Genomic DNA, 12,417 nt, shown 5'->3' with positions numbered 1-12,417 from the left:
ATTTTTCTTTAATTTGTTTTTTCATACTAATTAGTATTTTTTATGTCTAAAGCTGCAAACACCCGATTAAACATTCTTCATAAAGCATTTGAATTGATCTATACAAAAGGCTATCAAACCACAAGTATAGATGAAATTATTGCGACAACTCAAGTTACAAAAGGTGCTTTTTATTACCATTTTAAAACCAAAGATGAAATGGGAGTTGCCATTATTGAAGAAATTCTAAAACCTACAATGCAGGAACATTTTATAAAGCCTACAGAAGCTTCTCAAAATCCTACAGAAGATTTTTATAATATGATTTCATATTTATTGCTCGAAGATCCTTTTTTGCAAGTAAAATACGGGTGTCCAGTTGGAAATCTTACGCAGGAAATGACGCCGTGGAATAATAAGTTTAGTGAAGCTTTGGCAGAATTGGTCGATTTATGGAAAGCAACGATTATAAATTCAATTGAAAAAGGGAAAGAATTCGGTTTGATTAGAAAAGATGTTGTGGGTGAACAAGTTGCTTTTTTCATCCTTTCGGGTTATTGGGGAATTCGAAATTTCGGAAAACTTCAAAACGATAATTCTTCTTATCTGGTTTATTTAAAGGAACTTAAAAGTTATTTAAATGGTTTGAAATAAAATTATTTTCCAAAAACATACTAATCAGTATGTTTTTGGATATATTTGCATTGTCTTAATCAAAAAACAATGTATCAAACTATTTTAGAAGGCCATTCTTTTATAAGATGGCTCGTATTGGTAAGCTTGTTATATTCTATTTATATCGCTTACAAAGGTTATTCTCAAAAACTTCCTTTTACTAAAAAGGATAACCTCATCCGTCACTGGACGGCTACAATTGCTCATATTCAGCTTATTTTTGGAATATTAGTTTATGTACAAAGTCCAATTGTGAAGTATTTCTGGAAAAATTTTAAAGAAGAGATTCAAAATTTAGATGCTTTATTTTTTGGAATTATTCATATTGTTTTGATGTTAGTTGCAATAGTTTTGATAACGATTGGTTCGGCTCTGGCTAAAAGAAAACTTTCTGATGAACAAAAGTTCAAAACTATGCTTATTTGGTTTTCTCTTGCCTTATTAATCATTTTTATTGCCATTCCGTGGCCATTTTCTCCTCTTGCAAACCGACCTTATTTTAGATAATTATGAAAAATTTACTGAAGACAAATACTGGAAGATTACGAATTATTGGATTCCTTGAAGGAACTTCACTTCTGATTTTGCTTTTTATAGCAATGCCTATGAAATATATTTTTGAAATGCCTTTTTTAACACGGCCAGTAGGAACAATTCATGGTATTTTATTTTTACTTTTTGTTTTTAATACATTGAGTGTTGGAATAGAGCAGAACTGGAAATTTGCCACGACAACCTGGAAAGTACTTTTGGCATGCATAATTCCGTTTGGTACTTTTTACATTGATTCTAAAATTTTAAGTAAAATTCAAAACCAGTAAAAATTATGATTTTTGTGTTCAAGACAAATGTTGACAGCATTTCGAAAGTGAAGAAAGTTACACCAAAACTAAATAGATTATTTCCTAATTCTAAATGGAATTTTGATCTCGAAGACTGCGATAATATTCTAAGATTTGAATGTAAAGATGATATTATCGAAAAAGTAATTTTTTTAATGAAAGCTATTGGCTTTGAATGTGAAGCTTTATAAAAACAAAAAACATCCGTTGCAGCGGATGTTTTTATATATAAAACAAAGTATAATTATTTTTTAGGAGCGCAAACCATTCGTTTTAGCATTGCCCATTGTTTAAGAGCATCTCTGGCTTCAACTGCAGGATAACCAAGCATTGTTTTTCCTGCAGGAACGTCTCCAGTAACACCAGATCCTGCGCCAATTACGGCTCCATCTCCAATAGTTGTATGATCTTTTATTGATGCGCTTCCGCCAATGATAACGCCGTTTCCTAAAGTTACAGAACCTGCCAAACCACTGTTTCCAGCCATAATACAGAATTTACCTAATTTACTATTATGTCCAATTTGAACTAAATTATCGATTTTACAACCGTCTCCTAAAACTGTTGAACTGAATTTTCCGCGGTCAACACAAGTATTTGCTCCAATTTCCACACCGTTTCCAATAATTACATTTCCAATTTGTGGAATTTTTACAAGTCCGTTTTCTTTGCAAGGACGAAATCCAAAACCATCAGCACCAATAGTTGCATTTGGATGAATAATGCAATCACTACCAATATGACAACGCTCTCGCACAACTGTTCCAGACCAGATAACTGTATTTTTTCCAATAGTACATTCGTCTAAAATCGTAACATTTGGGTATAAGGTAACATTTGCGCAAATTTCTACTTTTGGACCAATATAACAGCCAGCACCAATTTTTGCACCTTCAGCAATTACTGCGGTTTCATCGATGTTGGCTGTTTTGTGAATATTGCTACGAAATATGGGTGCAGGAGGAGCAAAAAGGGCAAGTATTTGAGACATAGCCAAATCAGCATTTTTTACTTTGATAAAAGCACGATTTTCACCAGGCTCGATCGAAATATCTTCATTTACAACTGCTATTGATGCGTTTGATGCGGGCCAATGTTTTTCATATTTTTTATTTCCAATAAATGAAATTTGCGAAGTAGTTGCCTTTTCCAGTTGCTCGGTTGCAGTAATGCTTTGAGAAGTTGAGCCGTATATCACGCCATTAATCACTTCGTTTATTTCTTGAATTGAATAAGATTTCATTTAATGTATTTAATAGTATTTGGGAATAATTTTTACCAAATAAAATAAATTACATTTTAATTACCTAATATTTTTAATGCGTTTGTTGAAAGATATTTAAAATAATAGTTTAAATATTACAAAATTAACACTTTAGGTATTAAAATTTTGATGGTTTTCTAATTTTAACAGAAGTACAAGTGTTAATTTATATTGCTTAAAACGAAGTGGTTAGTTTTTTGAACGAATAAAAGAAGTTATTTTTTATTGATAAGCAGTAACTTACATTTTTTTTGTTAATCGCGTGATTATCAAAAAAAAAAAACGATTCACTTTTTAAAAGGAATCGTTTCTTGATGTTTTACATTATTTAGTTTTAGAAAGAGAAACTGCATTTATGCAATAACGCAGACCAGTTGGTGGCGGGCCATCTGGGAAAACGTGTCCTAAATGTGCATCACAGACATTGCATACAACTTCAACCCGAATCATTCCGTATGATTTATCGGCATGATACCCAATTGCATTTTCTTTAATTGGCTGTGTAAAAGAAGGCCAGCCCGTTCCTGATTCAAATTTTTCGCTTGCGTCAAAAAGAACCGTTCCGCAGCATTTACATTCGTAAATTCCAGGATCAAATAAACTGCATAATTCTGAGCTGAAAGATCTTTCAGTTCCTTTTAAGCGAGTTACCTGAAATTCTTCTGGTGTCAGAATTTGTTTCCATTCTTCTTCCGTTTTTTCCACTCTTTTATCTGGAGCAGGATTTCCTTTGTTTGTAAAATGAATTACATCGGCCCATTTTATCATAACTTGTTTTTTTAGTTTAAAGCTGTTTCAAGTTTCAGGTTTCAACTTTACTGTGACTGAAAACTGTAACTGTTTACTCTTCTTCTTTCTGCCCCATCATCATTAAATATGCTTTAAGGAATGGGTCGATATTTCCGTTCATTACACCGTCAACATCGCTGGTTTCGTAGCCTGTACGAACGTCTTTTACTAATTTATAAGGTTGCATAACGTAGTTACGAATTTGCGAACCCCATTCAATTTTCATTTTTCCGGCTTCAATATCGGCACGCTGTGCTTGTTGTTTTTTCAATTCAATTTCGTACAATTGAGAACGAAGCATTTGCATGGCGCGCTGTCTGTTATCTTGTTGCGAACGTGTTTCAGAACACTGAATTTGAATTCCGGTTGGTTTATGAACCAACTGAACTTTTGTCTCAACTTTATTTACGTTCTGACCTCCGGCACCACTCGAACGAGAAGTCGTAATTTCGATATCAGCAGGATTAATGTCGATTTCAATACTATCATCAACAAGCGGATAAACATAAACCGATACGAATGAAGTATGACGTTTTGCGTTACTGTCAAAAGGTGAAATTCGAACCAAACGATGAACTCCATTTTCTCCTTTTAAGTATCCAAAAGAATAATCACCTTCAAACTCTAAAGTCACGGTTTTGATTCCGGCAACGTCGCCTTCCTGAAAGTTAAGTTCCTTGATTTTATAACCATAACTTTCACCCCACATCATGTACATACGCATCAGCATTCCAGCCCAGTCGCAACTTTCCGTTCCACCGGCTCCGGCAGTAATTTGAACAACTGCGCTCAAACTATCACCTTCATCAGAAAGCATGTTTTTGAATTCGATGTTTTCAATATGCGATTGTGCACCGCTGTATTGTTCGTCTAATTCCTCTACAGAAAGTTCACCTTCTTTATAAAAATCATAAGCAAGCTGAAGCTCATCTGTAAGTTCGACGGCTTTATCATAATCTTCAATCCATTTTTTCTTGTTTCGAAGATTTTTTACGATGTTTTCGGCTTCTTTCGGGTTGTTCCAAAAATCTGGCGCAAAAGTCTTTTCTTCTTCGTTTGCAATTTCGATTAGCTTGGCATCAACGTCAAAGATACCTCCTCAACGCACCAAGGCGCTCCACAATACCTTTTACTTGTTCGGCTGTTGTCATAAATTAATAAGTAGTTTTATATGTTTTTTGAAGAAATTACATTCATTTGTTAGTGTAATTTCGTTCTACAAAAATAAGATTTAGTTTTTAGAATACAGCAATAAATTTAACATACAACCATTTGCGTGTAAATGATTAAAGCTTAGTTGTTTCGCGTTGTTTTTTTGTTTTTTGAAAGATGCTATTTCTTGTTAAATAAGATAGTTTCTAAACTTAGGATTCAATTTTTGAATTATTAATACTAGTTTTATATGTTTTTTATAAATATTACGTTAATTTGGTTGTGTAATAATCGAAAGTTAAAATTTATGAAAACTTGCGATTGATAAATAACAGTAATACGTAATTTTGCTGTCCAAAAAAAGATATTAGTTTTATATGGAAATAAATTTAGTTAGTGATACCATTACTAAACCTACATACGAAATGCTGCAATATATGTTTAACGCACAAGTTGGCGACGACGTATATAAGCAGGATCCTACGGTTATCGAATTAGAAACAAGAGTAGCTGAATTTTTTGGTATGGAAGCTGGACTTTTTTTTCCGTCTGGAACTATGGCAAACCAAACGGCCATTAAACTACATACACAACCAGGCGAGCAATTAATTGCTGATAAATTTGCACACGTTTACAATTATGAAGGAGGCGGTGTCTCATTTAATAGTGGTGTTTCATGTTGTTTGTTAGATGGTGATCGAGGAATGATCAATGCATCTCAAGTCGTTGCAGCAATCAATGATCCAGAATTTTATCACAGTCCGTTAACGAGTTTGGTTTGTGTAGAAAATACAACAAACAAAGGTGGTGGAGCTTGTTATGAATTAGAAGACTTGAGAGAAATCAAAAAAGTATGCGATGCTAATAATTTGAAATTCCATTTAGATGGAGCGAGAATTTGGAATGCATTAGTTGCTAAAAGACAAAATCCGAAGGAATTTGGAGCAATTTTCGATACAATTTCGGTGTGTTTGTCAAAAGGATTAGGAGCGCCAATTGGTTCAGTACTTCTTGGAAGTAAAGCGGATATTCATAGAGCATTAAGAATAAGAAAGATATTAGGAGGCGGAATGCGCCAGGTAGGTTATTTGGCTGCTGCCGGATTATATGCTTTGGCAAACAATATTGAAAGATTGGCTGAGGATCACAGAAGAGCTAAAGAAATCGGCGCAATTTTAAGCACGAAATCCTGGATCGCTTCTGTTGAACCAGTAGAAACTAATATTCTGATTTTCTCATTGGCAGAAGGTTACAGCGATACACTTTTAATCGAAAAATTAAAACAGAAAAATATATTAATAAGTTCGTTAGGTCACAATAAACTAAGAATCGTTACTCATTTAGATTATAAAGAAGTCATGCATACGTATGTAATGGAAATCTTCTCGAAAATTTAGAAAAAAGATACTAAGGTTCTAAGTTACTAAGATTCTAAGGTTTTTGAATTGCTAAAAAAAAGACGCACAATTTGTGCGTCTTTTTTTTTAAATCTTGCTATGAAACTTAGCAACTTAGAACCTTAGTGTCTTAGAATCTTTACTTAAAAAGATTATCCATTCCAGGAATCATTGGCATATCCATTTTTGCTACAGCATCAAGTTCTCTTTCGTTTATGTTTGTAGCTTTTTCAATTGCTTTGTTTAATGTTACGATTAGATAATCTTCTAATTGTTCTTTATCTTCTAAAAGCGAATCATCAACAGAGATTGTTTTTATTTTTCTGCTTGCTGTAATCGTAATTTTCAATAATCCGTCAGCGCTTTGTTCGTCAATTAAAACAGTATCCAGGCGCTTTTTTGTATCTTCAATTTTTTGTTGGGTTTCTTTAAGTTTCCCCATCATTCCCATTAAATCCATTTTCTTGATTTTTTAAATTATTTCAGACAAAATTAGTATATTGCTATGGTAAATCAATAGAATATTTTATGAAAAAATTAATTTTCGTTCTCTTTTGATTGTAGTACTTTTGCCACTTCGTATTTAAAAATAAATGCTCAATCAATGCAAAACAATATAATGGCTCCAAAAGCCACAGAAATTCCAAAGAAACTTAAAAAACATAAAGAGACTAGAATTGATAATTACTTTTGGCTGAATGACCGTGAAAATCCAGAAGTTATCGATTATCTGAATAAAGAAAACGATTACTATCAAAATATGACCTCTCATACTAAAGGTTTGCAGGAATCTTTATATGAGGAAATGAAGAGCCGAATTAAAGAAGATGATTCTTCAGTGCCTTATTTTTATAATGGTTATTTCTACATTACACGTTTTGAAACTGGTCAGGATTATCCAATTTTTGCCAGAAAAAAAGCAAGCCTTTCGGCAGAGGAAGAAATTCTCTTCAATTGTAATGAAATGGCAAAAGGACATGCTTATTTCAAATTAGGAGGCTTGAGCATCAGTCCGGATAATAAGTTTGCCAGTTTTGGAGTAGATATAGTTGGAAGAAGAATTTACACAGTTCAAGTTAAGAATCTGGAAACAGGAGAAATTCTTTCAGACAAAATTGAAAACGCTACAGGAAGTTCAGTTTGGGCAAACGACAATAATACATTGTTTTATACCAGACAAGATGAAGTTACTTTAAGAGCAGATAAAATTTTCAGACATAAATTAAACACAGATTCTGCAGCTGATGTTTTAGTTTATAATGAAACAGATGATACATTTAATGTTTCTGTACACAAAGAAAAGTCTAAAAAATACATTGTAATCAGTTCTGGAAGTACTTTAACTACAGAATACAGAATTTTGAATTCGGATAATCCAGACGGAGAATTTGAAGTCTTTCAGACACGCGTTCGCGGATTAGAATATAGTATTTCACATTTTGAAGATTCGTTTTATGTTTTGACTAATAAAGATAAAGCGACTAATTTTAAACTGATGAAAACGCCTGAAAATAAAACAGGCAAGAGAAATTGGGTAGATGTTATTCCGCACAGAGAAGATGTTTTATTGGAAGATATCGAAATCTTTAAAAACTATTTAGTTGTAGAAGAGCGCTCAAACGGTTTAAATCATATTAGAATCATGCCTTGGAATGGTGAATCAGATTATTATTTGCCTTTTGGAAGCGAAACTTACAACGCTTACACGACAACAAATATTGATTTTGATACCGATATTTTACGTTACAGTTATCAATCGCTTGCAACGCCATCGTCTGTAATTGACTTTAATATGAAAACTAAAACCAAAGAAATCTTAAAAGAACAGCAGGTTTTAGGAGGAAAATTTGATAAAGAAAATTACATTGAAGAGCGTGTTTGGGCAACTGCAAGAGACGGTGTAAAAGTGCCAATTTCGATGATTTATAGAAAAGGATTAGAGAAAAATGGCAAAAATCCGCTTTTATTGTATGCTTATGGCTCCTACGGAATTACGATGGATACTTATTTCTCGTCAACAAGACTTTCGCTCTTAGACCGCGGATTTGTTTATGCTATCGCTCATATACGCGGTGGAGAAGACTTGGGAAGACAATGGTATGAAGACGGAAAACTGTTAAAAAAGAAAAATACCTTTACAGATTTCATCGATTGCTCTAAATTTGTAATAAACGAGAAATACACATCTTCTAAACATTTGTACGCAGAAGGCGGATCAGCAGGAGGACTTTTAATGGGAGTTATCACAAATGAAGCTCCTGAATTATATAATGGAGTAATTGCTCAGGTTCCTTTTGTAGATGTCATAACAACAATGTTAGATGATACCATTCCGTTAACAACAGGAGAATACGACGAATGGGGAAACCCAAACAATAAAAAGTATTATGATTATATGTTATCGTACTCACCGTATGATAATGTAAAAGCGCAAAATTATCCAAATATGTATGTATCTACAGGATTGCATGATTCGCAGGTACAATATTGGGAGCCTGCTAAATGGGTAGCCAAATTGAGAAATATGAAAACAAACGAAAACCTTTTGTTTCTAGATACCAATATGGATGCCGGACATGGCGGTGCTTCAGGACGTTTTGAGGCTTTGAAGGACTTAGCAAAAGAATTTAGTTTTTTATTAGATTTAGAGAAAATTAAAAGCTAATTAGAAAAATTTTGTTAAATTTGCAACCTATCGGGGGTTTTAAAAAAAACCTTTGATTAACTATTTTTTTATGAAAGAAGAAATAAATGCTTATAATAATGTTTTAGAATTAATAGGTAACACCCCACTTATTAAGCTAAATAAAATCACCGAAGAGTTAGAAGGAAATTTCTACGCAAAGGTAGAAGCTTTTAATCCAGGTCATTCCTCAAAAGATAGAATCGCGTTATATATTATTGAAGAAGCTGAGAGAAAAGGAATTTTGTCGCCAGGTGATACGATTATTGAAACTACGTCAGGAAATACAGGATTTAGTTTAGCAATGGTCAGCATTATTAAAGGATATAACTGTATTTTAGCTGTAAGTTCAAAATCATCAAAAGATAAGATTGACATGCTGAGAAGTTTAGGAGCAAAAGTTTATGTTTGCCCAGCACACGTTTCAGCAGATGATGAAAGATCTTATTACAACGTAGCCAAGCGCTTACACGAAGAAACAAAAGGTTCTGTTTATATTAATCAATATTTCAATCAACTAAATATTGATGCGCACTACAATACTACAGGTCCTGAAATCTGGGAACAGACAAAAGGAAAAATCACACACTTAATTGCTTGCAGCGGAACAGGAGGAACAATCTCCGGTACTGCAAAATTCTTAAAAGAGCAAAATCCTAATATTAGAATTCTGGGTGTTGATGCTTTCGGCTCGGTATTAAAGAAATATCACGAAACACGAGAATTTGACAGCAAAGAAATTTACCCTTATAGAATAGAAGGTTTAGGTAAGAACTTGATTCCATCAGCTACAGATTTTGATATCATTGATAAATTCATGAAAGTAACTGACGAAGAAAGTGCGCATTCAGCGAGAGAGATCACTCGTAAAGAAGGATTGTTTGTTGGGTATACTTCTGGAGCAGTAATGCAGGCGATTAAGCAATATGCTGAAGAAGGTGAGTTTACTAAAGATAGTAATATCATTGCTATTTTCCCAGATCACGGTTCTCGCTACATGAGTAAAGTATTTAGTGATGACTGGATGAACGAACAAGGATTCTTTGATAGTATCAATGAAGAAGAAGTTCAAAAAATTGAATTTGTAAAGTAGTTAAAATACTTTTCTAAATATAAAGCTCCATCGTATTGATGGAGTTTTTTTTTTGGGATTAATTCAAGTGTATAATTCCGATAAAGAGTAAATTATAAGTTCATAAGTCAAATTATGTCTTTCAGAATGAATGATTATAAGTGGTTGATTATTATAAATACCGTATTTATACGTAAGAAACTTTGTGTTTGATTGAAGTAAATTTAAAAATTTAATATTATTATTAAGAGTATAAATAAATACAATTAACCGTTTAAAATCATCAATTTTTGTTATTTAAACGATTATTTAGGTTAGTTATCGAAAAAATTTCTGCTGAAAAACATAAAAATATAGTTTAGCAGTGTTAAAATGACACAATGTTTTTTAATAACCCTAAATCTATCGCTATGAAAAAATTACTACTCTCTTTAATGTTTGTAAGTTATTTGAATGCTACTGCGCAGAATCCTATTCAGGAGTTTAACTTCAACGGAACCTTAAACAATACTCAAAATACAATTACTTTCATGGGAGCGAATAATTTCGTTTCTGATCGTATGGGAAATCTTAATGGCGCTCAGCGACTAAATAACAAAGCGATGGAAGCTGTTATTGATGATTTGCCTCAAAATAATTCAGCAAGAACAATTAGCGTTTGGGTAAAACTAAATGATATTTCTAAAGCAAATTATATTTTGGGATATGGTACAGCTTATAATGCACAATATTATGGACTATTGCAGCAAGGTACATCATCTTCAAATTCAGATCTAAGTATGGCAGGATGGGGAGCAAGCAATGATGTGATTGTTTCTACTCCATTGGCAAAAGCGACTTGGTACCATTATGTCATTTCATTTGATGGAAAAATATCTAAAATTTACCGTGACGGAGTAATGTTGAAATCGGTAACTGGAATTGAGCGTTCTACGAAAGGCAATATTTTTAGACTTGGAGAAATAAATACTACCGTAGGCATTAATGCTGATATAGATGATTTGAAAATCTACAATGTTGCAATGACAGATGAACAAGTTGCTGCGCTTTATGATGAATCTAAACCTATAGTTGCTATTGTTGCAGAAGTTACAGCGTCGAAAACTGTGTCAGCCAAAACGGCTACTGGAAAAACTAAAGTTGCTGTTAAAGCTGCGCCGTCAAATGTAATTATTGCAAATAGTGATGTAAATGGAGATAAAAATGTTGAAGTTTATTCACAAGGACAGAAAATCATTGGAAATAATTCCATGAGCATTAGTGATTTACCAGAAGGTACTTATTTGTTGAAAATTACAAATGCACCATCAAAAAAAATCACATCAAAGTAAAGAAATTTGGTTAATAGAAATAGTTAGTTAGTTTTTAGTTTTTTTATCATGTTGTTTAGTAAGCAATTTATTTTGGATAGTAGAAAAAAAGCCTTTTGATATTCAGAAGGCTTTTTTAAAGTTGTTTTGTAAAAATGTTTTTACAAATTCTGAAAAGAAATGCTGGCTAATTTATATTTTTATAATTTTAATAAGAATATCTTATTTTTTCATGTAGTGTTTTTGGTAACGTTGAATTAAAATTATATTTTTAACAAAATTTTTGAAATAACAGAATACTTTAAAGCAGTTAAGAGATATCCCTAAATCCCCCTTAAAATATTAAATATGAAAAGATTATTACTTACGTTAATGTTTGTAACTTTTTTAACTACTAATGCCCAAAATCCTGTTCAGGAATTCACATTTAATGGAAATTTAAGTAGCACTGACAATACTATTACATTGCTGGGTGCTCCAAATTTTGTTGCTGATAGAACAGGAACTCCCAAAGCAGCTCAACGACTTACAAATAAATTTTTACAAGGTGTAGTAGGGGATCTTCCTCAGGAAAATAAGCCGAGAACTATATCTTTTTGGGTAAAATTTAATACAGTTGCTTCAGCAAATTATATCTTGGGCTACGGAACTCCAACAAATTCTCAATTTTTCGGATTATTACAGCAACCTGCAGTTTCAGGAAATTCAGATGTAAGTATTGTTGGATGGGGCGATGCTAATAATGTTATTGTTTCTGTTCCTCTTCAAAAAGAAGTTTGGTACCAATATAGTGTGACGTATGATGGTACTAATTCTAAATTATATCGTAATGGAGAATTGTTAAAATCAGCAACGGGAATTACACGAGCAACGAAAGGTTATATTCTTAAATTAGGACAAATAAATGGAGCAACTACGATTAACGCTGACATCGATGATCTTAAAATATATAATGTTGCTATGACTGATGAGCAGGTAATGGAATCTTATAATAGTTCAAAACCAGTTGCAAATCGTGTATCTGAGCCTGCATCAGTTAAAAAAGTTGCAGTTGCTGCACCTGCAAAAACGGTAGCACCTGCAAAACCAACAACGTCTGTAGCGACGACTTCAACAGATGCTAATACAGCTACAACTACAACTAAAACTGTTGAAGTTTTTTCTCAAGGAAGAAAATTAACTGGAAGTAATGCTTCTAACATTGGTGATTTACCAGAAGGAACCTACTTATTGAAAATAACAAATAAAAAATAA

13 protein-coding genes are annotated in these 12,417 nt (G+C 32.8%); 9 read left to right on the top strand and 4 right to left on the bottom strand.

What is annotated here, in order from left to right; translation table 11 throughout:
- Window positions 1–42: 42 nt before the first annotated feature.
- The 4 genes from GQ47_RS11335 to GQ47_RS11320 all read left to right on the top strand — a co-directional run bounded on the left by GQ47_RS11335 (window position 43) and on the right by GQ47_RS11320 (window position 1,687).
- Window positions 43–633, top strand: a complete 591-nt coding sequence (locus GQ47_RS11335) for a TetR/AcrR family transcriptional regulator (RefSeq protein ID WP_035648521.1) — start codon at window positions 43–45, stop codon at window positions 631–633.
- A gap of 69 nt (window positions 634–702) precedes the next feature.
- Window positions 703–1,161 carry a hypothetical protein gene (locus GQ47_RS11330; RefSeq protein ID WP_035648519.1) on the top strand — a complete coding sequence of 153 codons (459 nt, stop codon included), beginning with the start codon at window positions 703–705 and terminating at the stop codon, window positions 1,159–1,161.
- A 2-nt stretch (window positions 1,162–1,163) separates the two neighbouring features.
- On the top strand, window positions 1,164–1,475 hold the full coding sequence (locus GQ47_RS11325; protein WP_035648516.1) for a DUF3817 domain-containing protein: 312 nt from the start codon (window positions 1,164–1,166) through the stop codon (window positions 1,473–1,475).
- Between the two features lie 5 nt (window positions 1,476–1,480).
- Window positions 1,481–1,687 (top strand): hypothetical protein, encoded by a 207-nt coding sequence (locus GQ47_RS11320; protein ID WP_035648515.1) that lies wholly within the window; start codon window positions 1,481–1,483, stop codon window positions 1,685–1,687.
- A gap of 53 nt (window positions 1,688–1,740) precedes the next feature.
- On the opposite strand, the gene lpxD is transcribed toward GQ47_RS11320, so the two are convergent.
- From lpxD to prfB, 3 genes are all read right to left on the bottom strand, one after another.
- Window positions 1,741–2,739: a UDP-3-O-(3-hydroxymyristoyl)glucosamine N-acyltransferase gene (gene lpxD, locus GQ47_RS11315; RefSeq protein WP_035648513.1), complete on the bottom strand. Its 999-nt coding sequence runs from the start codon at window positions 2,737–2,739 to the stop codon at window positions 1,741–1,743.
- A 345-nt stretch (window positions 2,740–3,084) separates the two neighbouring features.
- A complete protein-coding gene (gene msrB / locus GQ47_RS11310; protein ID WP_035648510.1) occupies window positions 3,085–3,528 on the bottom strand; it encodes a peptide-methionine (R)-S-oxide reductase MsrB in 444 nt (147 codons plus the stop codon).
- A gap of 73 nt (window positions 3,529–3,601) precedes the next feature.
- Window positions 3,602–4,700 (bottom strand): peptide chain release factor 2 gene (gene prfB, locus GQ47_RS11305; RefSeq protein ID WP_142449453.1). Its coding sequence is split into 2 segments (ribosomal slippage): window positions 3,602–4,636 and window positions 4,638–4,700, totalling 1,098 coding nucleotides; the frame shifts between segments, so codons are not numbered across the junction.
- Between the two features lie 378 nt (window positions 4,701–5,078).
- On the opposite strand from prfB, the gene GQ47_RS11300 reads away from it, so the two are divergent.
- Window positions 5,079–6,098: a threonine aldolase family protein gene (locus GQ47_RS11300; protein ID WP_035648506.1), complete on the top strand. Its 1,020-nt coding sequence runs from the start codon at window positions 5,079–5,081 to the stop codon at window positions 6,096–6,098.
- Between the two features lie 139 nt (window positions 6,099–6,237).
- Here the strand turns inward: GQ47_RS11300 and GQ47_RS11295 are convergent, their stop codons facing one another.
- Window positions 6,238–6,558, bottom strand: coding sequence for a YbaB/EbfC family nucleoid-associated protein (locus GQ47_RS11295; protein WP_035648504.1), 321 nt, complete (start codon window positions 6,556–6,558; stop codon window positions 6,238–6,240).
- Window positions 6,559–6,702: 144 nt separating this feature from the next.
- Between GQ47_RS11295 and GQ47_RS11290 the strand changes: the two genes are divergently transcribed.
- From GQ47_RS11290 to GQ47_RS11275, 4 genes are all read left to right on the top strand, one after another.
- A complete protein-coding gene (locus tag GQ47_RS11290) occupies window positions 6,703–8,763 on the top strand; it encodes a S9 family peptidase (RefSeq protein WP_035648503.1) in 2,061 nt (686 codons plus the stop codon).
- 70 nt (window positions 8,764–8,833) lie between these two features.
- Window positions 8,834–9,874 (top strand): PLP-dependent cysteine synthase family protein, encoded by a 1,041-nt coding sequence (locus tag GQ47_RS11285; protein WP_035648501.1) that lies wholly within the window; start codon window positions 8,834–8,836, stop codon window positions 9,872–9,874.
- 389 nt (window positions 9,875–10,263) lie between these two features.
- Window positions 10,264–11,184 carry a LamG domain-containing protein gene (locus GQ47_RS11280; protein ID WP_035648499.1) on the top strand — a complete coding sequence of 307 codons (921 nt, stop codon included), beginning with the start codon at window positions 10,264–10,266 and terminating at the stop codon, window positions 11,182–11,184.
- A 327-nt stretch (window positions 11,185–11,511) separates the two neighbouring features.
- A complete protein-coding gene (locus tag GQ47_RS11275; RefSeq protein WP_035648496.1) occupies window positions 11,512–12,417 on the top strand; it encodes a LamG domain-containing protein in 906 nt (301 codons plus the stop codon).

Origin of the sequence: Flavobacterium sp. ASV13, assembly GCF_000745775.1 — a bacterium.
Taxonomy (GTDB): Bacteria; Bacteroidota; Bacteroidia; order Flavobacteriales; family Flavobacteriaceae; genus Flavobacterium.
This window is presented reverse-complemented; position numbering and strand designations above follow the sequence as displayed.

Bases quoted from the DNA above. Each gene is read 5' to 3' on its own strand.
- GQ47_RS11275 (WP_035648496.1), top strand. From the start codon at position 11,512: ATGAAAAGATTATTACTTACGTTAATGTTTGTAACTTTTTTAACTACT.
- GQ47_RS11290 (WP_035648503.1), top strand. From the start codon at position 6,703: ATGCAAAACAATATAATGGCTCCAAAAGCCACAGAAATTCCAAAGAAA.
- lpxD (WP_035648513.1), bottom strand. From the start codon at position 2,739: ATGAAATCTTATTCAATTCAAGAAATAAACGAAGTGATTAATGGCGTG.
- msrB (WP_035648510.1), bottom strand. From the start codon at position 3,528: ATGATAAAATGGGCCGATGTAATTCATTTTACAAACAAAGGAAATCCT.
- GQ47_RS11325 (WP_035648516.1), top strand. From the start codon at position 1,164: ATGAAAAATTTACTGAAGACAAATACTGGAAGATTACGAATTATTGGA.
- GQ47_RS11280 (WP_035648499.1), top strand. From the start codon at position 10,264: ATGAAAAAATTACTACTCTCTTTAATGTTTGTAAGTTATTTGAATGCT.
- GQ47_RS11330 (WP_035648519.1), top strand. From the start codon at position 703: ATGTATCAAACTATTTTAGAAGGCCATTCTTTTATAAGATGGCTCGTA.
- GQ47_RS11320 (WP_035648515.1), top strand. From the start codon at position 1,481: ATGATTTTTGTGTTCAAGACAAATGTTGACAGCATTTCGAAAGTGAAG.
- GQ47_RS11285 (WP_035648501.1), top strand. From the start codon at position 8,834: ATGAAAGAAGAAATAAATGCTTATAATAATGTTTTAGAATTAATAGGT.
- GQ47_RS11335 (WP_035648521.1), top strand. From the start codon at position 43: ATGTCTAAAGCTGCAAACACCCGATTAAACATTCTTCATAAAGCATTT.
- GQ47_RS11295 (WP_035648504.1), bottom strand. From the start codon at position 6,558: ATGGATTTAATGGGAATGATGGGGAAACTTAAAGAAACCCAACAAAAA.
- GQ47_RS11300 (WP_035648506.1), top strand. From the start codon at position 5,079: ATGGAAATAAATTTAGTTAGTGATACCATTACTAAACCTACATACGAA.